Below are 25,895 nucleotides of genomic sequence, written 5' to 3' on the forward strand. Positions count from 1 at the left end.
GTGACCCCCCGCACCTGGCTCCGACGCCAGTACCGCCGTGCCCGACGCCTCGCCGGGCGACTGGCCGGACGCGGCGTTCCCTCCTCGGATCTGCCCGCGGCGAATCACCTGCTGATCGGGACGACGTCGTTCGCTGCACGGGTCGAAGCCGGAGAGGCCGTCACTGCGGCAGCACTCGCTGCGGCGCGCGAGTGCCTTGCGCAGGACAATCTGCCGGCCGCGCTGCGCCTGGGTCACGAGTTGGTCGGGGGTCGTGACACGGGGCAGGTGGGTGCGGCCGTGATCGGGCTCTGCAGACTGCACACCTCGGGGCCGGAGCAGGCCTGGCTGCGGTTCGCGGGCATCACGGACCCTGTTGTCGTGGCCGCGGCGGCACCCGAGTACTTCGAAGCGGGCTTCGTGATGGATGCCTCGGCTGCTGAGAGGGAGGCGCGTGCGCTCCCCGGCCTGCGCAACGCCGACCGGCCGACACCGTCCGGGGTGCTGAAGGTGGCGCGAACCGCCTTCTCCGTGGGCCGAGACGACTGCGCCGGCATGCTGATCGCCGATGGGCTCTCCGGGACCTTCGGTCCCCTCACCCCGTACCAGGCCTACGAGTTCGACCGGCTCGCAACCTGGCTGCCCGACGGGGTGCGTCGGCGTCCGCCCGAGCTTCCGGACGCCGACCTCCGCTTCGGCGTGATCGACTACAAGCAGCCGGACAACAGTTCGCGGAACGTCGGTGACTTCATCCAGACCCTGGCCTCCCTGGGGCACCTGGTGCGCCATGCGAACCTGACGTTCGTCGGCGAACCCGAATTGCTCGCGTTCGTCGAGGACCTGCGCACGTCGGTCAAGCCCGAGCGCCTGATCACCGACACCGCCGCTGTCGTCCACCTGGTCGAGGTCCAGCGTGACGGCAACGTGTACCAGACCCTCCCGGAGCCGACCTGGGCGGTGATGTTCGGCTGGTACCTGCACCCGACGTTCGCCGGCGGCTACAACCTTCCCTTCAACCCCGCCATCCGCCCGTTGTTCATCAGCTTCCACCTGAACAAGCCCGAAGCCCTCACCCCCGAGGCCGTCGCCTACCTGCGCCGGTACGGGCCGGTGGGGTGTCGGGACTGGCAAACGGTGGCGCTGCTGGCCGGGGCCGGCATTCCGGCGTTCTTCTCCGGGTGCATCACCACCACGGTCGACACCGTCTTCGCACGCACAGGCCCGGACACGCGCACAGCGACCGGATACGTGGACGCCCGCGAGGAGGTCGAGGGCGACGACAACATCGAGCAGTCCGTGGGCGACATCCGACGCGACCCGCTTCCCACCAACCTGCGGCTCGCCCATGAGTGGGTCAGCCGCTACGCCGATGACTACCGGGAGGTCGTCACCAGTCGGCTGCACAGCTACCTTCCGGCTCGATCGGTGGGATGCCAGGTGACCTTCGACCCGGCGAACAGGTCGGACCCACGCTTCGGCGGCCTGATCGACATCGACGATGCCGCCTACGAGGCGATCCGCCAGGGAATCCTGTCCAAGCTGGCCGCCATGGTCGCGCTGCTCTCCTCCGGCGCGAACGAGGCCGACGTGTACCGCCGCTGGCACGAGCTGTGCGCGCCGGACGTGGCACGGGCCCAGGAGTACCTCGGATCCCTCACCATTGCCGCTGAGGCTCTCCCGGACGTCTCGGAGGGCCTCCCCCGCGCCGACCGGGTCGTCGTGATCGATGCCGGCCGCAACCAGCCGGCTGTCGCCCGCGCCGTGGCCGGCCTCGAGCGCTGGGCGCCCGGGGTGCCGGTAGTGGCGGTCGGCGCCGCCGCGACCCGGCTCCCCGCGCGGGTGCATTGCGTGACGGATCTCCCCCTGGTCGAACGCGGCTCCGCTGCACAACGCCACAACCTCCTGGTGGCATCGGTCCTGGACTCGCTCCCCGAGGGAACCCGGGTACTCACGCTGCCGCCGGACGCGCTCGTGCGCGGTCCCCTCGAGACCCTTTTCGAGACCGACCTCGGAGGGGCTGTGGTCGCAGCCCGTGCCGACGTCCGCCGCAATCGGCGCAACGTCGCGGTCCTGCTGCGCAGGATCAGCTCCCGGCAGGGGCCGGCGTGGCGCGATGCGCTGACGCTGATCGCCGAGGGCCATCGTCGGATCGGCCACGGGCAGGCGCCCTTCGACCCGCGCGTCGCGGTGCTGGACATCTCGGCTCTCGCGGGCTCCGACTGGGGACGCCTCGCCCGTCCGCTGATCGAGACCTACGGCGCCAGCTGGGTCGAGGCGATGAACGTGCTGCTCGCCGGAGCGAGCGAGCCGCTCTCCCCGCAGATGGTCGGGAACGCTGCGCTCGAGGACGTCGAGGGCACGGCCGCGGTGGTCATCGGCCTCAGCCAGTCCCGGCTGCCTGCGGCCATGTTCACCCGCGCCTGACTGGCTCGCTCCCGATCGGGCGTCCGCTAGCTTTGGGCGCATGGACAACACCCCGCCCAAGGTTGCCGTCGTGGTGGTCAGCTACAACGCTCTCGACTACGCCCGCAAGATGCTGGCATCGGTGCGCGCCACGCGCGGTGTCGACTACGAGATCGTCGTCGTCGACAACAACAGCACCCGGGCGACCAAGCTGTGGTGGACTCTTCAGCGCTTCCGTGGTCGGATCAATCGCCTCGCGCTGCTCGACCGCAACACCTTCTTCGCCGAGGGCTGCAACATCGGGGTGTCGATGGCTCCCCGGGACGCCACGCACATCCTTCTGCTCAACACCGACTGCGAGGCGCTGAGCCCGGACTGGCTGGCCCGTCTGATGGCTGCGCACGCCGGCGGTGCGACCGGCCTGCGGTACATCACCAGCGGCCCCTGGCCGCGCGCCGACGGGTTCTGCCTGCTCGTTGATCGCGACGCCTGGGAGGACGGGCTGGACGAGTCGTTCCAGTGGTGGTGGTCCGTCACGGCCCTCGAAGCCCGCCTGCTGCGCCAGGGCCACCGGGTTGCCGCCGTGCGCGACTACGAGGACGTGCTGGTGCACCACGGCGGAAAGAGTGGCAAGGCCTTCAAGAAGGCACGCTCGGGCGATGCAAGCCGCGAGACGGTCGCCGGGTGGTTCGAGGGCCACCACGTCACGGTCATCGACAGCCTGCCGAAGGTCTGAGTACTCCGCGGCCGGTGCAGCCGCGGTCAGGACTTCACGCGGAACTCGTTGACGATCGACGCAGCGTGCGTGATCGCCTCCGCGGTGATCCGGTCGCCCTCGGCGACGAATGCCGCCACCGGCCCGGCAGGGAGGTCACCCAGCACGTACTTCTTCATCGCGAGCCGCTCGTCCCGCAGGCTGTCCTGCCCGAGGGCGTCGTCGAGGATCGCGGCGAGGTTGGACAGGTCGCGCTCGAGGATGTAGGACGCCCGCTGGGTCGGGAACGTGTTGAAGTAGGTCTCGGCGTCGAGCTCGCGCGGGTTGGACGTGACCAGCGGGCGCTCGGTGTAGAGGAAGTCGGTGACCACGCTGGAGATGTCGGAGATCAGCACGTCCGCGGCGTCGAAGCACTCGTACAGCGTCATTGTCGACTCGGGCCCGACGTAGAGGTGGCCGCCCTCGGCCGCGGCCAGCATCTCGACGATCTCGACCCGTGCCGCCGCCATGCCCGGGCGCTGGACGCCACTGGCGGGGTGCGGCTTGAAGATGATCCGGACGTCCGGCAGCGCCTGGAGGATGCTGCGGATCATGTCCGGGCCCATCCGCTCCAGCGAGGAGTAGTTGGACTCCTCGTAGTAGCCCTCGAAGGTCGGGGCGTAGAGGATCGTCTGCCGGTGGTCTCCCGCGATCGGGCCCACCGTGAGGGCCTCCACCTGGGGGCGTCCGATGATCGCGTACTGGCTCGTCGGCATGTGGATGCCGGCGGCCTCGTAGCGGTCGATCGCCGCCTGCCCGGCCACCCACACCCCGTCGTACACCCGCGAGACCGGGTTGGCGGAGGTGGACTTGTCGGAGTCGCCGTGGTTGAGGAAGACGTGGCGGATGCGCGCCTCGCGCAGCAGGTGGACGTTCTTGCCGGCGTTGGCCAGGTAGTACGCCACGCGGGTGGTGGGGCGGATCAGTTCCTCGACGTGCCGGGTCTTCGGCGCGTACACCACCGGGATCGGCGTCGGAGCGATCGGGGCGAGGTGGCTGGCCTCGCGCACCATGATGAAGGACTTCTGGTGCAGCGCCTCGATCGGCGGCACCCACTGGTTGAGGATGTACAGCGACTGGCCCGCGTCCGCGGACATGTACACCACGGCCTCGGGGGCGAGCTCGTCGAGCTCGCCGGTGATCTCGGACTGGATGCGATCCACCGTCCGCTCGGAACCCAGCCGGCGCAGGCTGAGGGCGTACCGGGCGGCCAGCACGCCCAGCCACAGCACGAAGGTCGCCCCGACGGCGACGTTCCCCCACAAGGGCCAGCCGAGGGCGTGCCCGAGGGCCCCCCACACGCCGAGCAGGCTCTCGGCGAGGACGATCACCGGTGTGGGCCAGGCGGACGCCCGGTAGGCCTTCGCGTAGGACACGCTCGCCGCCGGCTGGGGCGAGCCGTCGGTGCGGTAGGCCAGCGCCGGCTGGCGGCTGCCCAGCCACGCGGTGCCCACCCACAGCACCTGCTGCGCCAGCTGGAGCGCGAGCACCGCCGCGGCCACCGACACGGCCAGGTTGGTGATCTCGCCGCGGACCAGGAGGCTGATCAGCAGCACGCCGCGAATCAGCTGCCTGACGTGGGGCGGGGCGCCGAGGCGGCGCAGCAGCAGCGTGTCGCGGACGCAGGCCCGCGACGCCAGCCAGTCGACGACGACGGCGAGGACGAAGATCGCGGCCCCCACCTCGACCGCGCCGGCGAGGACGCACAGCGACAGCGCGCCCCACAGCACGCCGGTGACCAGCAGGTAGTGGGACGCGAGCAGCCGGTCGAGCCAGCCCAGCCAGGACGGGGACTGCGGCGTGCCGAGGATCGCGCGGGCGAAGTCGAAGGACTGCGGCATCCGGACGACCTGCGCGGCGTCGACGGACTTCGGGTCCTCGGGCTCGTTGTCGGACTCGAACTGGTCCTCGTCACTCACCGGACGACCCCTCCTCCGCTGCGGGACTCCTCATAGGCGCTGACCACCTCGTCGGTGGGACCGTCCATCATCAACTCGCCCTTGTTCAGCCAGATCGTGCGCGAGCAGGTGTCCCGGATCGAGGTCATCGAGTGCGAGACGAGGAACACGGTGCCGGCGTTGTCGCGGATCTCCCGGATCCGGTCCTCGCTGCGCCTCCGGAAGCGGCGGTCGCCGACCGACAGCGCCTCGTCGACGATCAGGATCTCGTGGTGCTTGATCGTGGCGATGGCGAACTTCAGCCTGGCCTGCATGCCGGAGGAGTACGTGCGCATCGGCAGGTCGATGAACTCCTGGAGCTCCGCGAACTCGACGATCGGGTCGCGCAGCTCCTCGACCTCCTTGCGGGACAGTCCCAGCGCCAGGCCGCCGAGCACGATGTTCCGCTCGCCGGAGAGGTCGGGGATCAGGGCCGCGCCCACGCCCAGGAGGTTCGGGCGCGAGGCGGCGTAGACCGCGCCGGACTCCGGCGGGGTCAGGCCGGTGATCGCGCGCATCATGGTCGACTTGCCGGAGCCGTTGGCCCCGATCACGCCGATCGACTCGTTCTCGTACGCGGTGAAGCTGACGCCCTTGAGGGCGTGCACGACACGGATGCCGCGTCCACTGTTCTGGAACAGGCTGCGGCCGCGGCGCTTGATGGCCTTGCCGCTGGCGAACACGCGGTACTTCACGTGCAGGTCGTCCACGATCACCACCGGACGCCGTCCCGCGGCGTCGGCGATGTAGGGGGGACGCGTGATCTCCTCGATCGGCGGGGTCTGCTCAGTCACGGCCGTACCTCTCCTCCGCCACCCAGAAGAACAGCAGGCCGACGACGAAGGTGACGACCGCCCACGCGCTGAAGTACACCCAGTACATCGGGTCGTAGGTGTGGCCACCCATCAGCGCGGCGCGGGCCATCTCGAGCACCTGGTACAGCGGGTGGAAGTCGTAGAGCCTCAGCAACGTCGGGTTTCCGGCCAGGACCCCGTTCACGTTGAACAGCACGCCGGAGGTGTAGAAGAGGATGCGCGAGATGAACGGCAGCAGCTGGGTCAGGTCGCGCACGTGGACGGTGAGCCGCGCGGCGATCAGCGCCACCCCGGTGTTGAACAGGGTGAACAGCACCAGCAGCGGCACCATCAGCAGCCACTCCACGCTCGGCAGGTGACCCATCAGCGGCAGCACGACCGCCAGGAGCGCCATCGACGGCATCAGCGAGAGGAACTGCTCGATCACCTCCCCCACAGGGAGCGTGACCCGCGGGAAGGCGAGCGACTGCACGAGCGCCTGGTTGCCGGTGATCGACTTCGCGCCCTGGGAGAGGCTCTTGGAGAAGAACTGGAAGAGGAAGACGCCGATCACGACGTGGGCGGGGTAGTCGGCTCCGCGGCCCCTCTCCCCCACCAGGAAGTAGAAGATGACGCCGTAGATCAGGGCGTTGATCATCGGCTGGAGCACCAGCCAGATGATGCCCAGCCGGTTGCCCTCGAGGTCCGCGCGCATGCGGTAGCGGGACATCGCCCAGACGAACTCCCGGCGTCCCCACGCCTGCTTCAGGTACTGCCAGAAGGGTGGCCTCGCACCCACCCGGTGCAGGCCGTGTTCGGCGGCCAGGTCGGCCAGACTCATGCGGTGTGCATTCCCATCGCTACGCGGCCGGAGCGGCCTGTGGACGCCGAGATTCTACCGGACCCGCCGTCCACAGCCCGCACCGGGTACGTCAGGCGCGCTTTCGGTTGGCCAGGTAGTAGCCGACGAGCGCCCGCGTGGACGGGTCCTGGGCGGCGAGGGCCGCGGCGTCCCCGGCCACGGCCGGCGCGATCTGCAGCGCCAGCTGCTTGCCCAGTTCCACGCCCCACTGGTCGAAGCTGTTGATGCCCCACACCGCGCCCTGGGTGAAGGTGATGTGCTCGTAGAGGGCGATCAGCTGCCCGACGACCGACGGCGTCAGCGCCGGCGCCATGATCGAGGTGGTCGGCCGGTTCCCCGGGAACACCCGCGCCGGGACGATCTCCTCCCTCGTGCCCTCCGCGCGCACCTCGTCCGCGGTCTTGCCGAACGCCAGCGCCTTGGTCTGGGCGAAGAAGTTCGACAGGAACAGCTCGTGCACGTCCGCCTCGCCGTCGGTGATCGGGTGGGCGGGGGTGGCGACGGCGATGAAGTCGGCCGGGATCAGCTGGGTGCCCTGGTGGATCAGCTGGTAGAAGGCGTGCTGGCCGTTGGTGCCCGGCTCGCCCCAGAAGATCTCCCCGGTGTCTGTCACGACGTCCGACCCGTCGGTGCGCACGCCCTTGCCGTTGGACTCCATCGTGAGCTGCTGGAGGTAGGCCGCGAAGCGGTGCAGGTACTGCGCGTACGGGAGGACGGCGTGGCTGCGGGCCTTCAGGAAGTTCACGTACCAGACGTTCAGCAGGCCCATCAGGGCCGGGACGTTCGCGGCCAGCGGCGCCTCGGCGAAGTGCCGGTCGATGGCGTGGAAGCCGGCCAGGAAGTCGGCGAAGCTGTCCGGCCCGAGCGCGACCGCCAGCGAGGTGCCCACCGCGGAGTCGACGGAGTAGCGTCCGCCCACCCAGTCCCAGAAGCCGAAGGCGTTCGCGGGGTCGATGCCGAAGTCGGCGACCTTGTCCAGCGCGGTCGAGACCGCGACGAAGTGCTTGCTGATCGCGTCCCTCGCCTGCTCGTCGGAGGCGTCGATCGCGCCCGACGCTCGCAGCTGCGCGAGGAGCCAGTCGCGGGCCATCCGGGCGTTGGTCAGGGTCTCCAGCGTGGTGAACGTCTTGGACGCGACGATGAACAGCGTGGTCGCCGGGTCGAGCCCGACGGTCTTCTCGTAGACGTCGGTGGGGTCGATGTTCGAGACGAACCGGCACTCCAGGCCGGGCTTCACGTACGGCTTCAGCGCCTCGTAGACCATCACCGGGCCGAGGTCGGAGCCGCCGATGCCGATGTTCACCACGGTGGTGATCGGTGCGCCGGTGACGCCCTTCCAGTCCCCGCTGCGGACGCGGTCGGCGAAGGCGTAGACCTTGTCCAGCACCTCGTGCACCTGGGCGACCACGTCGGTGCCCTCGACCACGAGGCTGTCGCCCCGGGGACGGCGCAGCGCGGTGTGCAGCACCGACCGGTTCTCGGTGACGTTGATGCGCTCGCCGGCGTACATCGCGTCCCGCCTCGCCTCCAGGCCCACCTCCTCGCCGAGCGCGACGAGGGCGGCGAGGATGTCGTCGTCGATGAGGTTCTTGGACAGGTCGACGTACAGGTCGGCCGCGGTGAAGCTGAAGCGCTCCGCCCGTCCGGGGTCGTCGGCGAACCAGCCCCGCAGGTCGGGTTCGAGGGACGCGGCGAGCTCGGTCAGCTGCTCCCAGGCAGCGGTGGCGGTGGGATCCACGGGTGCACTCATGGTGTCAGCCTATGAGTTCGTCGCCGCGGTTGGCCCCCCTTTCCGCCGCAGCAGTGATACGGGCGACATTGGCCGCGAACGCCGCCTGCGGGCCGCCGGGCGGGTCGCCCAGCACGTACCGCTTCATGGCCACTCGCGCCGCGCGCAGCGGGTCGGGGCCGAAGACGTCGTCGAGCACCGCGTCCAGGTCGGCCAGCCCGGGCCGGAGCAGGTAGGACGCCGCAGCGGTGGGGTACGCCGCCACGAAGTCGGCCGGCGGCAGGCCGGCCGGGTCGCACGTGAGGATGGGGCGCTCGGTGAACAGGTAGTCGGTGGCCACGCTGGAGATGTCGGAGACCAGGACGTCCGCCTCGGCCAGGCACTCGGGCAGCGTCAGGGCGCGGTCGGCGGCGACCACGTGCCCACCGGGGGTGCCGCGCAGGAGCGCCTCGATCTGGCCGATGGCCGCCAGCATGGCCGGGCGGGATACCCCGCTGGCCGGGTGCGGCCGGAACCAGACCTGCGTCCGGCCGTCCGTGAGGAGCCGGCGGACGAGGTCGACGCCCATCGTGTCCAGCGAGCTGTGGGAGGTCTGGTCGTAGTAGCCCTCGAACGTCGGGGCGTACAGCACGACGGGACGCTCGTGGCCGCTCGGACCGACCGGCAGCCCGGCCACCTGGGGGCGCCCGATGTGGACGAAAGCCTCGTCCGGCACGTCCACCCCTGCGGCCCGGTACCGCTCCCGGGCGGCCGGCCCGGCCACCCACACCTCGTCGAACGCCCGGGCCATGCCGTTGGCGCTGGTCGCCTTGTCGGAGTCGCCGTGCAGCAGCATCACGTGCCGTAGGCGCGGCTCGCGCAGCAACTGGCCGTTCCGCTCGCCGTAGGCGAGGTAGAACGCCGCGCGCACGCCGGGCAGCAGCAGGCGTTCCACGTCCCTCTGCCCCGGGGCGTAGACCACCGGGTGGCGCGTCGCCGCGAGCGGGGTGAGCTGGCTGGCCTCGCGCACGACCAGCAGGCCGTCGGCGGGCAGCGCGTCGAGGGCGGGCAGCCACTGGTTGGCGATGTACTTCGACTGGCGGGCCGCCAGCGAGATGTACACCAGGAACGACGGACGGCCCCCGGCCAGGGCGGAGAGCAGGTCGGTGGCCCAGCCCGGCTGGGCGCGGCGCAGTGCCACGACCGCGAGGCCGGACCGGACGAGCCAGGCCAGGGCGCCCAGAGCCCCGGCCGCGCCCGCGCCGAGCGCGAGGGCCGGTCCGCCCGTCCCGGTGGCGGCGGCCAGTGCTCCGGCCAGCGCCACGAGCTCCAGGGCGACCACCGTCCCCGGCGTGCCGACCGCGCGGGCGTAGGCCCGGGCGGAGTCGGCGAAGGGCCGCGGCTGGACGGCCGCGCCGGGGACGTAGCGCAGCGGCGGTGCCGAGCGGGAGAGCCAGGTGGCGAGCACCGGCTGCGCCGTCCAGGCGAGCTGCACGAACAGGACGGCGGTGACGTAGGCGAGCACCGACACGGCGTCCCCGCCGGCGGAGAGGACGAGCGCGACGGAGGGGAGGGTCCGGAGCAGCGCGCGCACCTGGCCCCGCAACCCGACGAGGTCGAGCAGCCGCGTCACGGCCGGGTCTGCGGGGGTGGCCAGCCAGTCGGTGCCCGCCCCGAGCACCCACGCGGCCAGCCCCAGCCAGGGCAACCCGAGCCAGGCGGCGACGACGGCCACGAGGAGGGAGCCGACCAGCACCGGCAGGTAGGCGCGCGCGGCGAGGGACGCGAGGGGGGCGGGCAGGCGTCCGGGCCAGGCGGACCTGGCCACTTCCTCCCACTCGGGGACGGGCGCCCTGCCCAGCGTCTGAATGCCTGCGCCACGCTTCACGCGGCTCAGCCTAACGGTCGGGGCGCGCCGGCTCCGGGCGCGCGGCGACGGCCGCCGGTCGTGCCGGGCGCGGGACGGATCAGGCGCGGATCGCCACGTGCACGTGGTTGAAGTGGTTCGCGTTCAGGCTGCCGCGATCGGCCATCTTGCGCCAGTGCGGCGTGCGCGGCGTCCAGATGTGCTGCTCGAAGATGATGTGGTCGATGTTGAACACCTTGGCGTGCTTGATCAGGTAGTTCGCGATCCGGTGGCCCAGCGCGCTCTCCGCGTGCGGGGTGAGCATGATGTCGAGGGCGCGGCCGTTCTTGTGGAACGGAAGGCCACCGGCCCGCCAGCCGCCGTAGGAGTTCACCGCGGGGAACAGCGCGCACACCGAGCGGTAGATGTGAACGGTGTCCTTGCGCAGCTTGCTCTCGACCGCGGAACCCCGGTTGCAGGGGTTCCAGGTGGTGCCCGCGGCTTCGATCGGGGCCGCGTCCGAGAGCTGGTCCTCCAGGACCCAGCCGTAGCCGTCGTCGAACTCGACCTTGCGGTAGGAGCCCTCGATGTCGGAGGTGGCGCTCACCCGCACGCCCAGTTCGAGCCGACCGAGCAGCGCCGACTTCTCGTCGGCCTTCTTGCGCACGTTGAGCGAAGCCTTCGTGTACAGCGGCGTCAGGCTGACCAGCGCGACGGCCTCCTTCGCCCTGCTGACCGCCGGCACGGCGAGTTCCTCTGCGAGCAGCGTGCGCGTGGGGGGAGCGACGTCCTCCTGCGCGGCGGCGGCACGAGCGAGGGGGGCTGCCGCCGGTGAGGTGCCGAGGGCGGCGGCGGAACCACCGCTGCTGCCGACGACCACGGCTCCGGCCGTCGCGGTGGCCGTCACGACGGCCAGGGCGATCCCACCACGGGAGACCATGCGGTCGGCCAGCGTCGGGGCCGCGTAACGGGGCGTGTGCGGCGCTTCAGGCGTGGGGACGGCGGGGCCAGCCGGGGCGACCGGGTCAGCGACCCGTCGGGGCTGGTACATGCGCATCCGTCCTGAAGATCCTGAGGTGGATTCTCAGGCTACCTTAAGGAAAGCCGTACGAACAACCCTTCTGCGCCCCTGAAGGCTGCGCTCCGGCCCGGCTCTGGCGATACTGGCAGGAGCGCGTCGGGGCGCGTGGGTGATCGGGGGGACGATGAGGTCGGTGCCGGGACTGGTCGCGGTGGTCGTGTTCGCCCTGTGCCTGGGGGTGCCCGTCGCCGGAGCAGCCGCCGTCGCGACGCCGGCGTTCGCGGGCGGCGCGCAACCCGTCCCCGAGGCGACGAAGAAGAAGACGCCCAAGCCGACCGTGACGCCGTCGAAGACCATCGTCCCGCCGACGCCGGTCTCCACGGCCAAGACCGCCGCCCAGCTCGAGGGCGAGCGGTGGGTGCAGCTGGCGGTCATCGCCGGAGGCGGGATCCTCGGCGCAGTGCTCGTGTTCTTCGCGCTCGGGGCGTTCCTGCGGCGGGGTCCACGGCGTCGCCGGTGACCGCGTCCGCCCCGGACCGGCGGCTCAGTCGCCCAGGCGCCACTGCTGGAGCGTGACCCGCAGCTCGTCCAGGCTGTCGCCCAGCACGGCGTCGGGCTCGACGAGCTGGCGCGGCCACACCGCGATCCCGCCCGACTCCAGCCACAGGTCTGCCTGGTAGCGCTCGAGGCGCCCGCTGGCGATCAGCGGGTGCTCGACGAGCGCGGGGAGGGTGCGGGCGTAGCTCGTGCCGAACGCCTCGGACGGGACGAGCTGCACCGCGGCCGCCCCGGCCACCATGCCGGCGTGCAGCTCCGAGGGCGTCATGCCGCCCAGGATGACCGGCAGCCCCTGCGCCGCCGGCACGAGCTCCGGCAGCAGGTACGGGGACGCCACGAAGGCCGCCCCCGCCCGCGCGGCGGCCGTGGCGTCGTCCGGGGTGGTCGCGTCCTGGACGCCGATCCGGGCGCGGCGTCCGAACACCCGCAGCAGCGCGGCCAGCTGCGGCAGCTGCACCATCCGTACGCCCCACGCCGTGAAGCCCTCCTGGCACAGCACCTCGCAGGCAGGCAGGAGCTCGTCGGCGTCCAGGTCGGGCAGGCTGACCACCACGGCGTGCACGCCCAGGTCGGGGAGCTGGGGAACCACGGGCCCCATCCTGCCCGATCGCAGCCGGTGACACGTGCACGGGCCGAGTGGTTAGCTGGGCTCAGCCACGCCGAGGAGGACCGATGGAGATCACCAGCGACGGCATCCCTGCCGACTCGTACATCGACCAGCGCTTCGCCGAGCCGGGCGTCGGGGGCACGAACATCTCCCCGGGGCTGGCCTGGTCGGGAGCCCCGGAGGGCACCCGCAGCTACGCGATCACCTGTTTCGACCCGGACGCGCCGACCGGCAGCGGCTGGTGGCACTGGGTGGTGACCGACATCCCGGCCGACGTCACCGCGCTGGCCGAGGGGGCCGAACTGCCCGCGGGCTCCCGCACGTGGACCAACGACTACGGCTACCCGGGCTGGGGCGGGCCGTGGCCGCCGCCCGGACCGGCGCACCACTACGTGTTCACCGTGTTCGCCGTCGGCGTCGACCGGCTGGACGTTCCCGACGAGGCGAGCAGCGCGGTGGCCCGGCTGACCCTGAGCTTCCACGTGCTCGGGACGGGCACGTTCACGGCGCTGTTCCAGAACCCGGCGGGCTAGCCCCCCGGTGGCGGTGCTGATCGACCCGCCCCGCTGGCCGGCCCACGGGACGCGTTTCTCGCACCTGGTTTCCGACCAAAGCCTGGCGGAACTGTTCGCGTTCGCGGACGCCAACGACGTGCCGCTGCGCGCCTTCGACCACGACCACTACGACGTGGCGGAGCGCCGGTGGGACGACCTCGTCGCGGCCGGCGCCCGGCCGGTGGAGGGGACGGAGCTGGTGCGGCGGCTGGTCGCGTCCGGGCTGCGCGTGCGGACGCCGCTGCGGACGCCGAAGCCGGAGCAGGTGGTGGGCGTCCTGGAGGGTCGGTGGCACGACCTCCTGCCGCGGGCTCCTGTCCTCGGCGGCGACCTCCTGCGGCGCTGGCGCGAGCCCCACCGCCACTACCACGACGTGCGGCACCTCGCGCAGATGCTGGACGCCCTCGACCTCCTCGCCGCCGGACGCGTGCCCCGTCCAGTGGCCCTCGCTGCGTGGTTTCACGACGCCGTGCACGACGGGCGGGCCGGCGCGGACGAGGAGCAGTCGGCGCTGCTGGCCGCCGCGGAACTCCCCGGGGCGGGAGTCGGACGGGCGGAGGCCGACGAGGTGGCGAGGCTCGTGCGGCTGACGGCCACCCACACGCCGGCCGGCGACGACGCGGACGGCCTGCTGCTGGTGGACGCCGACCTCTCGGTGCTCGGCCTGCCCCCGGGGCGTTATCACATGTACTCACGCGGCGTCCGGCTCGAGTACCCGGGACTGCCGGACGACGTGTTCGCGGCGGGGCGCACCGCGGCGCTGGAGGGTCTATCCTCGAGGGCACCGCTCTTCGGCCTGCCGGTCGCCGAGCGGACGTGGTCCCGGCAGGCCCACCAGAACCTCGCCGTGGAGCGAACACGCTGGTCGAGAATCGCCGACCGGCACAGGTAAGGTTGTCTCAAGAAGCACGAGCCACTGCTTGCGGGGGGTACGCGATGGCGAAGGCAGGTATCTGGCTTGCCGCGGCAGCATGCGTTGCCGCCGGCGCCCTCGTGGCGCCCCCGCGATCCGGCGCCCCCCTCATCACCACCGGCGACCAGGTGCAGCCCACGGCGAGCGCGTCCAGCCCCTCCGCGGGGCCGACAGCACCGACGCAGAGCCCGTCCACGGTGAGCCCGACGCCGACCGTCACCGTGACCACCGCGGCGCCCACGCCCAGCGCCACCGCGACGGCGACCAGCACGGCCACCGCGACGCCGACGGCCACCACGGCTCCGGAGCCCACCCCGACGGCGACCTCGACGCACACGATTCCGCCGTTCGAGCCGCCCACGGGCAAGCCGACGATCACCCTGTCGCCCACGCCCACGGTGACGCCCACCGCGACGCCGACCGCGACCGCGACGCCCACCGCGACCGCGACGCCCACCGGCACCCCTACCGCAACCGCCACACCCACCGGCACCCCTACCGCAACCGCCACACCCACCGGCACCCCTACCGCAACCGCCACACCCACCGGCACCCCTACCGCAACCGCCACACCCACCGGCACCCCGACCGCAACCGCGACCCCGACCGGGACGCCCACCGCAACCGCCACACCCACCCGGACGCCCACCGGGACCGGGAGTCCGACGGCGACGCCGACCGCGACCGAGTCGCCGAGCCCGACGACCACGCCGACCGGCATCCCCACGCCGACGGGGACGCCCACCGCGACCGGGACTCCGACGGCGACGGCCACGGCGACGGGCACGCCCACCGCGACGGAGTCGCCGACCGCCACGGCCAGCGGGACCCCGTCCAGCACCCCGACGGCGACGCAGAGCCCGACGCCGACGCCGTCCCCGACGCACACGCCGAAGCCCATGCCCTCGCCGACCCGGCCGACCATCCGTCCCTGGTCGACAGGGGGGACGACGACCCTCGCCGTGGTGAGCACCACCTCGTCCTCCGACGGCAGGAAGGCGCCGGCACCGAAGCAGGGCAAGCCCGAGCAGCCGCCCGCCGAGCCCGCGCGGCGCGCATCCGCCGAGGCCACCCGGCACAGCGAGAGCGCCGCCGGGTCCGGAGCGAAGGGCCGGACGGCGTCCACCTCGGTCCAGTCGTCGCAGCGGCCGGCGGGAAACCCGTCCACCGCCGCGGGGAACAACGACGACCGGCACGAGGGCGACCGGCACCACGGGAAGCACGAAGCCTCCGGATCGCCGCGCTCGTGAGGGTTCGCCACGCGCTGTCCTGCGTGACGCTCGCTGCGGCCCTGCTGGCCGGGTGCAGCATCGCCCCGCCCGCGGCCGTGCCGACCGCCCCGAGCACGTCCGCCCCGACGCCGACGCCCACACCGACGCCCACGCCCGCCGCGAGCAGCGCCACGCCGACGCCGACCCCCACCACCACCGCGGAGCCGACGCGAACCACGCCGCCGAAGGACACCCGCAAGGGGCGCCAACTCCGCACGCCGTACGAGGTGGACGGCATCATCGTGGTGTCGAAGAAGCATCGGATCTCCGCCGGCTACGCGCCCCCGCGGCCCACCGGGCCCTATGGGCTGGACGCGCCGGTCGCGGCGGCGCTGAAGAAGATGACGTCCGCCGCGGCGAAGGCGGGCGTCCGGATCCGCGTGCGCAGCGGCTACCGCAACTGGGCGACGCAGAACGCGATCTACCAGAGAGCCCTGCGCAACTACCCGCAGAGCATCAGCTTCTACGCCCCCGCCGGCGCGAGCGAACACCAGACCGGGCTGGCCGTCGACCTCTGGGACGGGGTCACGTGGAGCCTGCCGATGGCGAGAACCGCGACCGGCAAGTGGCTGTTCCGGCACGCCCACGAGTACGGGTTCGTCCTGCGCTACCCCGAAGGGAAGTCGAAGATCACCGGCTACCACTACGAGCCCTGGCACTACCGCTGGATCGGCCGCGAGGACGCGCTGAAGTTCCGGGGCAACACGACGACCCTCGAGGAGTACCTCGGCCTCGCCTGAGCCCGGGCGATCACCCCGCGCTTCGCCGCGACCCGCCCCGCGCGGCCACCCGGCGCGACAGAATGTCGCCATGACCAGCGAGCAGCAGGTGGAGCCGGCCGCGCTTCCGGGCCTGGGCAAGAGGATCGGGATCCTGACCAGCGGCGGCGACGCCCAGGGGATGAACGCCGCGGTGCGCGCCGCGGTCCGCACGGCCGTGTCGCTCGGCGCCCGGGTCTTCGCGGTCTACGAGGGCTACCAGGGGATGGTCGACGGCGGGGCGGGGATCCGCGAGCTGGCCTGGGAGGACGTCGGCCGCATCCTGCACAGGGGCGGGACGATGATCGGCACGTTCCGGTCCAAGGACTTCCGCGAGCGGGACGGCCGCAGGAAGGCGGCGCGCAACCTGCTCGAGCACGGCATCGACCGGCTGATCGTGATCGGTGGGGACGGGTCGCTGTCGGGACTGGACCAGTTCCGCGCCGAGTGGCCCGAACTGCTCGCCGAGCTCGTCGCGACGGGGGAGATCGGCCAGGACGTGGCCAACGCCCACCCGGCCCTGATGTTCGCCGGGCTGGTCGGCTCCATCGACAACGACCTCGTCGGCACCGACATGACCATCGGCGCCGACACCGCCCTGCACCGCATCGTGGACGCGATCGACGCGCTGGCCAGCACGGCCGCCAGCCACCAGCGCAGCTTCGTCGTCGAGGTGATGGGACGCCACTGCGGCTACCTCGCGCTGATGAGCGCGATCGCCGGCGGCTGTGACTACGTCCTGCTTCCGGAGAACCCGCCCGAGGCCGGCTGGGAGGAGCGGATGTGCACCGCGCTGCGCCGGGGCCGGGCCGCCGGACGCCGCGACTCGCTCGTGGTGGTGGCCGAGGGGGCGAAGGATCGCGAGGGCCGTCCGATCACGTCGGCGTACGTGCGGCAGGTGATCGAGGACACGCTGCACGAGGACGCGCGGGTGACGATCCTCGGCCACGTGCAGCGCGGCGGGGCGCCCAGCGCCTACGACCGGTGGGCGTCCACCTGGCTCGGGTACGAGGCCGTGCAGGAGGTGCTGGCCGCGACGCCCGACACGGCGGGCCCGGTGATCGGCTTCCGCGGCAACCGGGTGACCCGGGTTCCGCTGGTGGAGGCCGTGGCCCAGACGCGCTCGGTCCCCGACCTGATCGCCGCCGGCGACTACGAGGCGGCGATGGCGATCCGGGGCGGCTCGTTCCGCGAGGCCGCGCGGATCCTCGCCGAACTGGTCGAGCCCAGCCGCATCGACGCGCCCGAGGAGGCGAAGCGGATCGCGATCATCCACGCGGGAGGCCTCGCACCGGGCATGAACGCCGCCGCGCGGGACGCCGTCCGCCTCGGCATCAGCCGCGGCCACATCATGCTGGGCGTCCAGGACGGCTTCCCCGGGCTGCGGGACGGCCGGGTGACAGAACTCACCTGGAGCGACGTCGAGGGCTGGCTGACCGACGGCGGCGCCGACCTGGGCGTGCGGCGGACCATCCCGACCGAGGAGGAGCTGTACCGGATCAGCCGCTCGATCGAGGACAACCGCATCGACGCGTTGCTGATGATCGGCGGCTGGAACGGCTACCAGGCCGCCGAACTGCTCCACCGGGAGCGGACGCGCTTCCCGGCGTGCGGGCTGCCGATCGTCTGCGTCCCGGCGTCCATCGACAACAACCTGCCGGGGTCGGAGCTGGCGATCGGCGCCGACACCGCCCTGAACGTGATCACCGAGGCGCTGGACCGGATCAAGATGTCGGGCAGCGCGGCCAAGCGCGCGTTCGTGGTCGAGACGATGGGCCGCTACTGCGGCTACCTCGCCCTGATGAGCGCCCTCTCCGGTGGCGCCGAGCGGGTGTACCTCCACGAGGAGGGCATCAGCCTGGGCGCGCTGGAGCAGGACCTGGACTGGCTGCGCCACAGCTTCGCGTCCGGCCGCAAGCTGTTCCTGGCGATCCGCAACGAGAACGCCAACCCGCTGTACTCCACCGATTTCCTCGCCCGGCTGCTCGAGCAGGAGGGCGGCGGGCTCTACGACGTGCGGCAGAACATCCTCGGCCACATCCAGCAGGGCGGCTGCCCCACGCCGTTCGACCGGCTGCTCGCCGTCCGGCTGGTGTCGCGGGCGCTCGACCTGATCGGGACGGAGTTCGCCGCCGAGACCGGCGAGAGCCACTACCTCGGCCTGGTGCAGTCGAAGGTGACCGCGTTCCCGATGAGCCAGATGATGACCGAGATGGACCTGCGCTACCGCCGTCCCAAGGACCAGTGGTGGCTCGCCCTCCGCCCCGTCCTCAAGGCCGTCGCGGACGCCGCCGTGTAGCTGCGTCCCCGCCGGTCGGCCTTCGTCGTCCCGATGCCGACCCCAGTCGAGGGCCAGCCCCCCACACCGAGGGCCAGCCCCCACACCGAGGGCCAGCCCCCTGCGTCGAGGGCCAGCCTTGTCGCCGAGGGCTCGACCCCTGGTGCTGGCCCTCGGCCGTAACGCTGGCCCTCGACGACGAATGCCTCCGCTCGACGGCGGCGGAACGCGGCCCGCGTCCAGCACACGTGGTGCCGCTCTCCAGCACGAGTGCCGGCCCCGTCCGCGACGCGTGCCGTCGCCTTGCGCGGACGAGACCGTCGCCGTACGCCCGACGGCGACCACCCTCCATCGGCGAGGGCCAGCCTTGTGGCCGAGGGCTCGACCGCTGGTGCTGGCCCTCGGCCGTAAGGCTGGCCCTCGCCGTAGGGGGCTGGCCCTCGACGTGGGGGGCTGGCCCTCGACGTGGGGGGCTGGCCCTCGGCCCGTGCGGGCCGTCAGAACGTGGACGTGTCGATCACGAAGCGGTAGCGGACGTCGGAGGCGACGACGCGGTCATAGGCGTCGTTGATGTCCTCCCCGCCGATCAGCTCGATCTCGGCGGCCAGGCCGTGCTCGGCGCAGAAGTCGAGCATCTCCTGGGTCTCGGCGATGCCGCCGATCTGCGAACCGGCGAGGACGCGCCGCTGGCCGACCAGCCCCGACAGGCTGAGGGTCACTGGGTGCTCGGGCAGTCCGACGTCGACGAGGGCGCCACCGGTCCGCAGGCAACCGATGAGGCCGTTGAGGTCCTGGGCGCCGGAGACCGTGCTGACAATGAGGTCGAAGCGCTTGCGCAAAGACCGCAGCGTCCCCGGCTCGGAGATCGCGTGGTACTCGGACGCGCCGAAGCGGCGCCCGTCCGCCTCCTTGGACCGGGTCTGGCTGATGACCGCGACCTCCGCGCCCATCGCCGCCGCGATCTGGACGCCCATGTGCCCCAGCCCGCCCATGCCGACGATCGCCACCCGCTTGCCCGGGCCGGCCCCCCACCGCTTGAGCGGGGAGTACATCGTGATGCCCGCGCACAGCAGGGGCGCGGCGTTGGCCAGCTCGATGGCGTCGGGGATCGAGCACACGTAGTCCTGCTCGACCGTGATGCAGGTCGAGTAGCCGCCGGCGGTCGGCAGCCCGTCGCGGCCGGTCGCGTTGTAGGTCCACACGGTGCCGCCGGGGCCGTCACAGAACTGCTCCTCCCCCGCGCGGCAGGAGTCGCAGGTGCCGCACGAGTCGACGAAGCAGCCGACGCCGACGCGGTCGCCGACGGAGAACTTCGTCACCTGCGCACCCACCTCGCGGACGACGCCCGCCAGCTCGTGGCCGGGTACGAGCGGGTAGGTCGCGGGCCCCCACTCCCCGCGGGCGGTGTGGATGTCGGAGTGGCAGATGCCCGCGTGGGTGACGTCGAACAGCACCTCGGTGGGCCCGGGCTCGCGGCGCTCGATCGTGGTGCGGGAGAAGCGGCCGGTCGGCCCGTCGATGGCGTACGCGAGTGCGTGGGGCATGGAGGAACTCCTCGAGATGGTGGGTGTGTGTCCGTAGCGCATTCTGCCACCGGCCCGGGGGCGAAAAACGGTCGGCCGCGTCCGCTCCCCTGGACACGGCCGACCGCCCCCTCTTCGGGGCCTCCGCAGCGGACAGGATGGGGACCGTCACGGTCGCCCGCTGAGCTTCCTGGCGGGACTACTCTGCCACCAGCCACGATCGCTTGAACAGTGTGTGGCGCCGACGTTGCGTGCGTCCTATCCCCGCGCCCCCGCCAGCACCTCGCGAAGACCCGCGAGCACCTTGGCCCCGTCGAGACCGGGGATCGGCAGGGCGTTGAGCAGCGCGAGGAACAGGCTGCTGAGACCTCCCACCCACCACACGGAGGTCTCGGCCTGCACCACGGCCAGGCCGCCGTCGGTGCCGGCGACGGCCACCGCGAGCAGCGGGACGGCGAACAGCAGGTGGGCCACCGGCCCGGCGATGCTGCGCAGCACGCGGTGCCAGCCGTGCGGACGCGGCTCGATCACCACTCCGAGGCCGCTGCCGTTGAGGACCGCCATCGTCCAGCGGTGCCCCACCGCCACCCCGGCGGCGACGTGGCCGAGTTCGTGCAGCAGCGTCCCCAGCAGGATCAGGACGGTGACCGCCGCGCCCCAGTTCAGCGCCTCCAGCCAGGACACCGGGGTACCCGCGCGTCGGGACGCGAGGACGTGGAACGCGCCGTACACCACGACGAGGGACACCATCGTGACGGCGAAGCCCGGCCGCACGACCACTTCGAACCCGCGCGCGGGCCGGCTGTCCACACGCGCCTCCTCAGGTGTCTGCCCGGTGAGCGTGGCGGCGCTCTCCGTTCGAGGCTACCCGGCGGTGCGGACGCGCTCCGCTCGCGGCGGCGGGCGCAGCGGGGCGACGGCTACAGGCTGCCCAGCCAGAACCCGAGGGCCGCGAGGGCGACGCCGAGGACGAGCATGCCGGCGGCGTGCACGAGCACCGACCAGCCGCGACCTGCCCGCGCGAGCCGGGACGCCTCGACGCAGGCGGTGCTGAAGGTCGTGTAGCCGCCGAGGAACCCCGTGCCGAGGATCGCGCGGACGGCGGGATCGCCGGTGTGGAAGGACCACCAGCCGGTGACGAATCCCAGCAGGAAGGAGCCGGTGACGTTGATCAGCGCCGTCCCCACCGGCAGGCGCAGGGACGCCCGGCGCCCCACCTCCGCGTCGACGACGAACCGGGTGACGGCGCCCAGCCCGCCGGCGAGGGCCACCAGGAGGCTGATCACCGGATCGCCCCCCCGGCACGCCGGAACCGCTGCATCAGCCGTCGCACCAGCCGTCCGCCCGCGAAGGCGGCCACCAGCCCCAGCAGGACGCTGGCGACGGCGTAGCCCAGGCCGGTGAGCACCGCCGGGGATCCGAGCAACTGCACGGTCTCCACGGCGAACGTGCTGTAGGTCGTGTACCCGCCCATGAAGCCGGTGCCCAGCCCCAGGCGCAGGCCCCGGATCCAGCCGCGGTCCGGGCCGAGTTCCGCCAGCACCTCCAGCAGGACGCCGAGCAGCAGCGCGCCGGTCACGTTGATCCAGAACGTCGTCCACGGCCACTGCCCTGCGGCGGCCGGGAAGGCGGACTCCAGAGCCGCCCGGACGGCGGTGCCGGCCGTCCCGCCCACGAGGATCACACCCAGCCAGGCGGGCCGGACGGGGATCCGGATCATCCGCAGGCCCGGGATCGCGTGCCCCGGGTCGGCCCTCACCACTTGGTCGGTGCCTTCCAGTCCACGACGGCCAGCGGCACGATCAGCACCGGCCGGTGCTGGTGTCGCGTGAGCCGGACGGCGACGGAGCCGGCGAGGAACTCGCGGAACCGCTCGGTCGAGGACGGGTGCTTGGCGCCCACGACGATGGTCGACGCGTCGACCGCCCTGGCCAGGTGGGTGAGCGCCCGGTCGGCACGGCCCGCGAGGTAGCGGAACTCCCAGGGGCCGTCATGGCCTTCCAGCACCTCGGCGAGGAAGCTGCGGATGAGGCGCTCGCGGTCCTCCCAGGAGTCGTCGGCCTGGTCGGGATCGATCCCGGAGTGGCGGACGGTGCCGTCGGGGTACTCGACGTCGACGATCCGGTGCGGGTCGGAGTAGGCGAAGTACACCTTCACCCCGCCCAGGGCCTCCGCCCACGACGCGGCGGTGAGCGCCACGAGTTCCGGCTGGCCGGGCACCACGCCGACCACCAGGGGATGACCGGGTACGGGCACCATGCGCTGCGGGCTGGGCTGCGGCACGTGGCGAAGGGCCATGTCGACCTCCGGGTCCGGGCGTGCGGAACGCCCGGGGACGATGCGCAGGAACCATCAGCCGGACGGCGGTTCGGGACGAGCCACGGGCGGGATCCATCGCCCGCTGGTCACCCTAGCCGACGCTGCCCGACCGTCCCGGCGTGTCCCGGGGGGACGGACGGCCACTCGGGCCGCCCGCCGCACCCAGGCACCTCGAAGCGCGTCACGGGACGGAGGCGCAGCCGGTCCTCAGCGCACCGGCGTCGGCGGCAGGTCGCCGTGACCGTCGTCGTCCGGGCGCACCGCCGGGTCGTCCACCGTGCCCGAGTCGCCGCGCGACGACGCTGCGTCCTCGACGCCGGGCGTCCCGACGCCGGAGCCCTCGCGGATCGAGCCCCGCCAGCCGCCGGTCGCGTACCCGGTCGACTCGACGACGTCGCGGAAGCGCTCGAGGTCGCCCTCGGCGCGCTTCTCCACCACGTGCAGCTTGTCCGCGACGTTCTCAAGGAAGCCCTCCGGCTCGTACTCCAGCTCGAGGTGGATCACGGCGCGGCCCGCGCCGGCGTCGGCGAAGGTCACCGCTCCGGCGTTCGTCGCGCCCTCCTCGGCCGCCCAGGCCACCTTGCGGTCCGGCACCTGCTCGAGGATCCTCGCGGTCCACTCCCGGCGGACACCGGCGATCTCCGCCACCCATTGCAGGCGGTCCTCCCCGAGCTGGGTGACGCTCTCGACCCCGTCCATGAACCGCGGGAACTCCTCGAACTGCGTCCACTGGTTGTAGGCGGTGCTCACCGGCACGCCCACGGTGACGGACTTCTCGACCTTGGTCGTCATCTCATCTCCTCTCGCGTCCGGACCGCCGGCGACGCCTTCCGTCGCCCTCACGGCACCGGCACATGGGTGCCCGTACCCACTCGCCGGCGGGCGCTACCCGCCGCCGGACCGAGGTGGGCAGGGGCGTCCGGGTGGGTAACGGCCGGTCGGGGCAACCGGAGGGAGGACCTGGCGGATGCGGATCGGACTGGTGGCACCACCGTGGGTGCCGGTGCCGCCACCGGCGTACGGGGGCACGGAGGAGGTCGTCGACCTGCTCGCCCGCGGCCTGCGCGCCGAGGGCCACGAGGTGCTGCTCGCCGCGTCGGCCGACAGCACCTGCCCGGTCGCCCGGGTGGACGGGACGCAGCCGTCCGACCCCGGCCTGACCAACGATGCCACCTCGCTGGCCGCCCAGGTCGTGACCGCGTACGCGGCGATGGACGAGGTGGACCTGGTGCACGACCACACCGTGGCCGGGCCGCTGTACCGCGGCCGGCCTCCGGGGACGCCGGTCGTGGTCACCCAGCACAACGCCTTCAGCCAGGACGCGATCACTGCCCTCGCCGCCGCCGCTGCCGACACCGCCGTGGTGGCGATCTCGCACGACCACGCCGCCCGCGCCGGGGACGTCCCGATCGCCCGGGTGATCCACCACGGGCTCGACCTCGACCGCATCCCGGTGGGTGACGGGCAGGGCGGGTACGCGGTGTTCCTGGGCCGGATGGACCCCGACAAGGGCGCGGCAGAGGCGGTGCGCATCGCGCGGGCGGCGGGCGTCCCGCTGCGCCTCGCGGCGAAGATGCGCACCCGCGACGAGCACGACTACTTCGAGGCCGAGGTGCGCCCGCTGCTCACCCGCGAACACGAGTACGTGGGCGAGGTGTCCGGCGCCGAGAAGCTGCGGCTGCTCGGTGGCGCCATGGCCCTGCTCAACCCCATCCGCTGGGCGGAGCCGTTCGGCCTGGCGATGGTCGAGGCGCTCGCCACGGGCACCCCTGTCGTCGGCACGCCGAACGGCTCCGCGCCCGAGATCGTCGACCACGGCGCCACCGGCTTCCTCGCCGATGCCGGCGAGCTGGCGTCCCTGCTCGCGCGGGTGGCCGAGCTCGACCGCGCCGCGTGCCGCAGCGCCACCGAGGAGCGCTTCAGCGCCGGGCGGATGGTCCGCGACCACCTCTCGCTCTACCGGACGCTCGTCGGCGGCTGACCTGGGCGTCCCGGATCGTCGCGGAGCCCAACGCTGTTCCACGCCGGGACGGGCAGCGGACGGCGCCCGCCGGGTCTAGGGTGTCCTGCGGAGTGTCGGGAAGCCTGGTCGACGACTCCCCCGGCGACCCGGCCGAGGGGTCCGGACGGTGGAGAGGTCCCATGGCAATTCCCCTTCGTCCCGCCACCGCGGCGGCGGGCTCCCTGATCGGCCCCTGATGGCCGTCGACCTCGCGATCCGCTCACGGGACGTGCGCAAGGAGTACGGCGCCGTGCACGCCGTCGACGGCCTCGACCTCGCGGTGCACCGCGGCGAGATCTACGGCTTCCTCGGGCGCAACGGCGCAGGCAAGACGACCACCATCCGCATGCTGCTGGGGCTGATCCGGCCGACCGCCGGGGTGGTCGAGGTGCTCGGCCACGACGTCGCCGGCCCCCGCCGCGAGTGGCTGCGCCGCGTGGGCTTCCTCGTCGAGAGCGCGTCGGCCTACCCGAACCTGACGGTGAGGGAGAACCTCGAGCTCCATCGCCGGCTCACCGGCGCCCCGCGTCGGTCCGTCGAGGAGCAGATCGAGCGGCTGGACCTGGGCGCCTACGCCACCCGGAGGGCGGGCACCCTGTCGCTGGGCAACAAGCAGCGCCTGTCGCTGGCCCGGGCGCTCCTGCACTCCCCCGAGTTGCTGGTGCTGGACGAACCGGCCAACGGCCTCGATCCCGCGGGCATCGTCGAGGTGCGGGAGCTGCTGCGCTCGGCGGCCCGCGACGACGGCGTGACCGTCTTCATGTCGTCCCACATCCTCGCGGAGGTGGCCCACCTCGCCGACCGCATCGGCATCGTGCACGCCGGTCGCCTGGTCGAGGAAGCGCCCCGCGACGTGCTCGCCCAGCGGGCCCGGGACTACCTCGCCGGCGCGTTCACCGAGCAGCAGCGCCAGGACGCCCTGCTCACCGCCGATCTCGAGCGCTACTTCCTCGCCCGGACCGGCGCCGACGCCGAGGCGGTGGACCGTGGCTGACGTCATCGCCGCAGAGTTCGCCAAGCTGCGCCGCTCGTCCGTCCCGTGGGTGACGGCCGCGGTCATGGTGGTCGCCGTGCTGGGCGCCGCGCTGCTGATCTGGATCGTGCGGGACCCCGAGCGTGCCGCGTCCCTGGGACTGCTGGGGACGAAGGCCAACCTCGCCGGACTGGAGGCCACCTGGACGGCGTTCGGGACCTACGTGACCGCGATCGCCGGCGCCGGCGGGCTGCTGCTGCTGGCGTTCGTCGTCACGTACCTGTTCGGGCGGGAGTACGCCGACGACACCGCCAAGAACATGCTCGGGCTGCCCACGCCGCGCTGGCGGTTCGTCGTGGCGAAGCTCGCCGTGGCCGCCGCCTGGTGGCTGGCCCTCGTCGCGCTCCTGCTGGCCGCGGCTTTCGGGACGGGCGCCCTCCTGGACCTCGACGGCTTCTCCGGCACGGCGGCCGCCGGGATCGTCGGCGGGACGCTGTTCGCGGCCGGGGTGAGCTTCCTGCTGGTGCCCGTGTGCGCGTGGATCACCATCGCCACCCGCAGCTACCTCGCACCGCTCGGCTTCGCGCTGGGCATGCTGCTGCTGGGCAACCTGCTCGGCCACACGGGGTGGGCGAGCTGGTTCCCATGGTCGATCGTCGCGCTGCTGGCGACCGGCGCCGGGGGCCCCACCGTCATGCCGTGGACGAGCTACGCCGTGCTCGTCGCCACGTTCGCCGTCGGGATCGCCGGCGCGATCCACCGACTCGCCCACGCCGACAACCCCTAGGGAGACCACCATGAACGCCCGCGCAGGAGGACCGGCCGCCGCACCGCA

At 72.7% G+C, this 25,895-nt stretch carries 24 protein-coding genes and 1 riboswitch; of the genes, 10 read left to right on the forward strand and 14 right to left on the reverse strand.

Annotated features, from left to right (window positions below):
- Together ACFQQJ_RS02075 and ACFQQJ_RS02080 are read left to right on the forward strand one after the other, a co-directional pair.
- Positions 1–2,403 carry a hypothetical protein gene (locus ACFQQJ_RS02075; protein WP_377103569.1) on the forward strand — a complete coding sequence of 801 codons (2,403 nt, stop codon included), beginning with the start codon at positions 1–3 and terminating at the stop codon, positions 2,401–2,403.
- 40 nt (positions 2,404–2,443) lie between these two features.
- The gene (locus tag ACFQQJ_RS02080) at positions 2,444–3,118 is read left to right on the forward strand and encodes a glycosyltransferase family 2 protein (protein WP_377103571.1); all 675 of its coding nucleotides are present in this window, start codon (positions 2,444–2,446) and stop codon (positions 3,116–3,118) included.
- Positions 3,119–3,144: 26 nt separating this feature from the next.
- On the opposite strand, the gene ACFQQJ_RS02085 is transcribed toward ACFQQJ_RS02080, so the two are convergent.
- From ACFQQJ_RS02085 to ACFQQJ_RS02110, 6 genes are all read right to left on the reverse strand, one after another.
- Entirely contained in the window at positions 3,145–5,055 is a 1,911-nt protein-coding gene (locus ACFQQJ_RS02085) for a CDP-glycerol glycerophosphotransferase family protein (protein WP_377103573.1), read from the reverse strand.
- Entirely contained in the window at positions 5,052–5,867 is an 816-nt protein-coding gene (locus tag ACFQQJ_RS02090) for an ABC transporter ATP-binding protein (RefSeq protein WP_377103575.1), read from the reverse strand. Before ACFQQJ_RS02090 ends, ACFQQJ_RS02085 begins: the two co-directional genes overlap by 4 nt.
- Positions 5,860–6,708 carry an ABC transporter permease gene (locus ACFQQJ_RS02095; RefSeq protein WP_377103577.1) on the reverse strand — a complete coding sequence of 283 codons (849 nt, stop codon included), beginning with the start codon at positions 6,706–6,708 and terminating at the stop codon, positions 5,860–5,862. Before ACFQQJ_RS02095 ends, ACFQQJ_RS02090 begins: the two co-directional genes overlap by 8 nt.
- A gap of 91 nt (positions 6,709–6,799) precedes the next feature.
- The gene (gene pgi, locus ACFQQJ_RS02100; protein ID WP_377103579.1) at positions 6,800–8,479 is read right to left on the reverse strand and encodes a glucose-6-phosphate isomerase; all 1,680 of its coding nucleotides are present in this window, start codon (positions 8,477–8,479) and stop codon (positions 6,800–6,802) included.
- A 4-nt stretch (positions 8,480–8,483) separates the two neighbouring features.
- Positions 8,484–10,325, reverse strand: coding sequence for a CDP-glycerol glycerophosphotransferase family protein (locus ACFQQJ_RS02105; protein ID WP_377103581.1), 1,842 nt, complete (start codon positions 10,323–10,325; stop codon positions 8,484–8,486).
- A 79-nt stretch (positions 10,326–10,404) separates the two neighbouring features.
- A complete protein-coding gene (locus ACFQQJ_RS02110) occupies positions 10,405–11,334 on the reverse strand; it encodes a hypothetical protein (protein ID WP_377103583.1) in 930 nt (309 codons plus the stop codon).
- 163 nt (positions 11,335–11,497) lie between these two features.
- Here ACFQQJ_RS02110 and ACFQQJ_RS02115 point away from each other — a divergent pair, with 163 nt between their 5' ends.
- The gene (locus ACFQQJ_RS02115; RefSeq protein WP_377103585.1) at positions 11,498–11,824 is read left to right on the forward strand and encodes a hypothetical protein; all 327 of its coding nucleotides are present in this window, start codon (positions 11,498–11,500) and stop codon (positions 11,822–11,824) included.
- A 24-nt stretch (positions 11,825–11,848) separates the two neighbouring features.
- Here the strand turns inward: ACFQQJ_RS02115 and ACFQQJ_RS02120 are convergent, their stop codons facing one another.
- On the reverse strand, positions 11,849–12,451 hold the full coding sequence (locus ACFQQJ_RS02120) for a hypothetical protein (protein ID WP_377103587.1): 603 nt from the start codon (positions 12,449–12,451) through the stop codon (positions 11,849–11,851).
- Positions 12,452–12,534: 83 nt separating this feature from the next.
- Here ACFQQJ_RS02120 and ACFQQJ_RS02125 point away from each other — a divergent pair, with 83 nt between their 5' ends.
- Together ACFQQJ_RS02125 and ACFQQJ_RS02130 are read left to right on the forward strand one after the other, a co-directional pair.
- Entirely contained in the window at positions 12,535–13,002 is a 468-nt protein-coding gene (locus tag ACFQQJ_RS02125; RefSeq protein ID WP_377103589.1) for a YbhB/YbcL family Raf kinase inhibitor-like protein, read from the forward strand.
- A gap of 7 nt (positions 13,003–13,009) precedes the next feature.
- Positions 13,010–13,915, forward strand: a complete 906-nt coding sequence (locus ACFQQJ_RS02130) for a DUF4031 domain-containing protein (RefSeq protein WP_377103591.1) — start codon at positions 13,010–13,012, stop codon at positions 13,913–13,915.
- Between the two features lie 7 nt (positions 13,916–13,922).
- Here the strand turns inward: ACFQQJ_RS02130 and ACFQQJ_RS02135 are convergent, their stop codons facing one another.
- On the reverse strand, positions 13,923–15,104 hold the full coding sequence (locus tag ACFQQJ_RS02135; RefSeq protein ID WP_377103593.1) for a hypothetical protein: 1,182 nt from the start codon (positions 15,102–15,104) through the stop codon (positions 13,923–13,925).
- A 78-nt stretch (positions 15,105–15,182) separates the two neighbouring features.
- On the opposite strand from ACFQQJ_RS02135, the gene ACFQQJ_RS02140 reads away from it, so the two are divergent.
- Together ACFQQJ_RS02140 and ACFQQJ_RS02145 are read left to right on the forward strand one after the other, a co-directional pair.
- The gene (locus ACFQQJ_RS02140; RefSeq protein ID WP_377103595.1) at positions 15,183–15,947 is read left to right on the forward strand and encodes a M15 family metallopeptidase; all 765 of its coding nucleotides are present in this window, start codon (positions 15,183–15,185) and stop codon (positions 15,945–15,947) included.
- Between the two features lie 70 nt (positions 15,948–16,017).
- Entirely contained in the window at positions 16,018–18,264 is a 2,247-nt protein-coding gene (locus ACFQQJ_RS02145; RefSeq protein WP_377103597.1) for a 6-phosphofructokinase, read from the forward strand.
- A 476-nt stretch (positions 18,265–18,740) separates the two neighbouring features.
- Here ACFQQJ_RS02145 and ACFQQJ_RS02150 read toward each other — a convergent pair whose 3' ends face one another.
- The 6 genes from ACFQQJ_RS02150 to ACFQQJ_RS02175 all read right to left on the reverse strand — a co-directional run bounded on the left by ACFQQJ_RS02150 (position 18,741) and on the right by ACFQQJ_RS02175 (position 22,877).
- Positions 18,741–19,787, reverse strand: coding sequence for an NAD(P)-dependent alcohol dehydrogenase (locus tag ACFQQJ_RS02150; RefSeq protein WP_377103599.1), 1,047 nt, complete (start codon positions 19,785–19,787; stop codon positions 18,741–18,743).
- Between the two features lie 237 nt (positions 19,788–20,024).
- Complete coding sequence (locus ACFQQJ_RS02155; RefSeq protein WP_377103601.1) at positions 20,025–20,576, reverse strand: hypothetical protein; 552 nt, start codon at positions 20,574–20,576, stop codon at positions 20,025–20,027.
- A 110-nt stretch (positions 20,577–20,686) separates the two neighbouring features.
- The gene (locus ACFQQJ_RS02160) at positions 20,687–21,052 is read right to left on the reverse strand and encodes a fluoride efflux transporter FluC (RefSeq protein ID WP_377103602.1); all 366 of its coding nucleotides are present in this window, start codon (positions 21,050–21,052) and stop codon (positions 20,687–20,689) included.
- Positions 21,049–21,528: a fluoride efflux transporter FluC gene (locus ACFQQJ_RS02165; RefSeq protein ID WP_377103604.1), complete on the reverse strand. Its 480-nt coding sequence runs from the start codon at positions 21,526–21,528 to the stop codon at positions 21,049–21,051. Before ACFQQJ_RS02165 ends, ACFQQJ_RS02160 begins: the two co-directional genes overlap by 4 nt.
- Complete coding sequence (locus tag ACFQQJ_RS02170; RefSeq protein WP_377103606.1) at positions 21,522–22,064, reverse strand: universal stress protein; 543 nt, start codon at positions 22,062–22,064, stop codon at positions 21,522–21,524. Before ACFQQJ_RS02170 ends, ACFQQJ_RS02165 begins: the two co-directional genes overlap by 7 nt.
- 38 nt (positions 22,065–22,102) lie before the next feature.
- Positions 22,103–22,174: riboswitch (Fluoride riboswitch) on the reverse strand.
- A gap of 118 nt (positions 22,175–22,292) precedes the next feature.
- On the reverse strand, positions 22,293–22,877 hold the full coding sequence (locus ACFQQJ_RS02175) for an SRPBCC family protein (RefSeq protein WP_377103608.1): 585 nt from the start codon (positions 22,875–22,877) through the stop codon (positions 22,293–22,295).
- A gap of 175 nt (positions 22,878–23,052) precedes the next feature.
- Between ACFQQJ_RS02175 and ACFQQJ_RS02180 the strand changes: the two genes are divergently transcribed.
- The 3 genes from ACFQQJ_RS02180 to ACFQQJ_RS02190 all read left to right on the forward strand — a co-directional run bounded on the left by ACFQQJ_RS02180 (position 23,053) and on the right by ACFQQJ_RS02190 (position 25,847).
- Positions 23,053–24,066, forward strand: coding sequence for a glycosyltransferase family 4 protein (locus ACFQQJ_RS02180; protein WP_377103610.1), 1,014 nt, complete (start codon positions 23,053–23,055; stop codon positions 24,064–24,066).
- 217 nt (positions 24,067–24,283) lie between these two features.
- Positions 24,284–25,081, forward strand: coding sequence for an ABC transporter ATP-binding protein (locus tag ACFQQJ_RS02185; RefSeq protein ID WP_377103612.1), 798 nt, complete (start codon positions 24,284–24,286; stop codon positions 25,079–25,081).
- Positions 25,074–25,847, forward strand: a complete 774-nt coding sequence (locus ACFQQJ_RS02190; protein ID WP_377103614.1) for an ABC transporter permease — start codon at positions 25,074–25,076, stop codon at positions 25,845–25,847. The genes ACFQQJ_RS02185 and ACFQQJ_RS02190 overlap by 8 nt, the downstream gene beginning before the upstream one ends.
- Positions 25,848–25,895 lie beyond the last annotated feature (48 nt).

It is taken from the genome of Propionicimonas sp. T2.31MG-18, assembly GCF_964266745.1.
Classification (GTDB): domain Bacteria; phylum Actinomycetota; class Actinomycetes; order Propionibacteriales; family Propionibacteriaceae; genus Propionicimonas.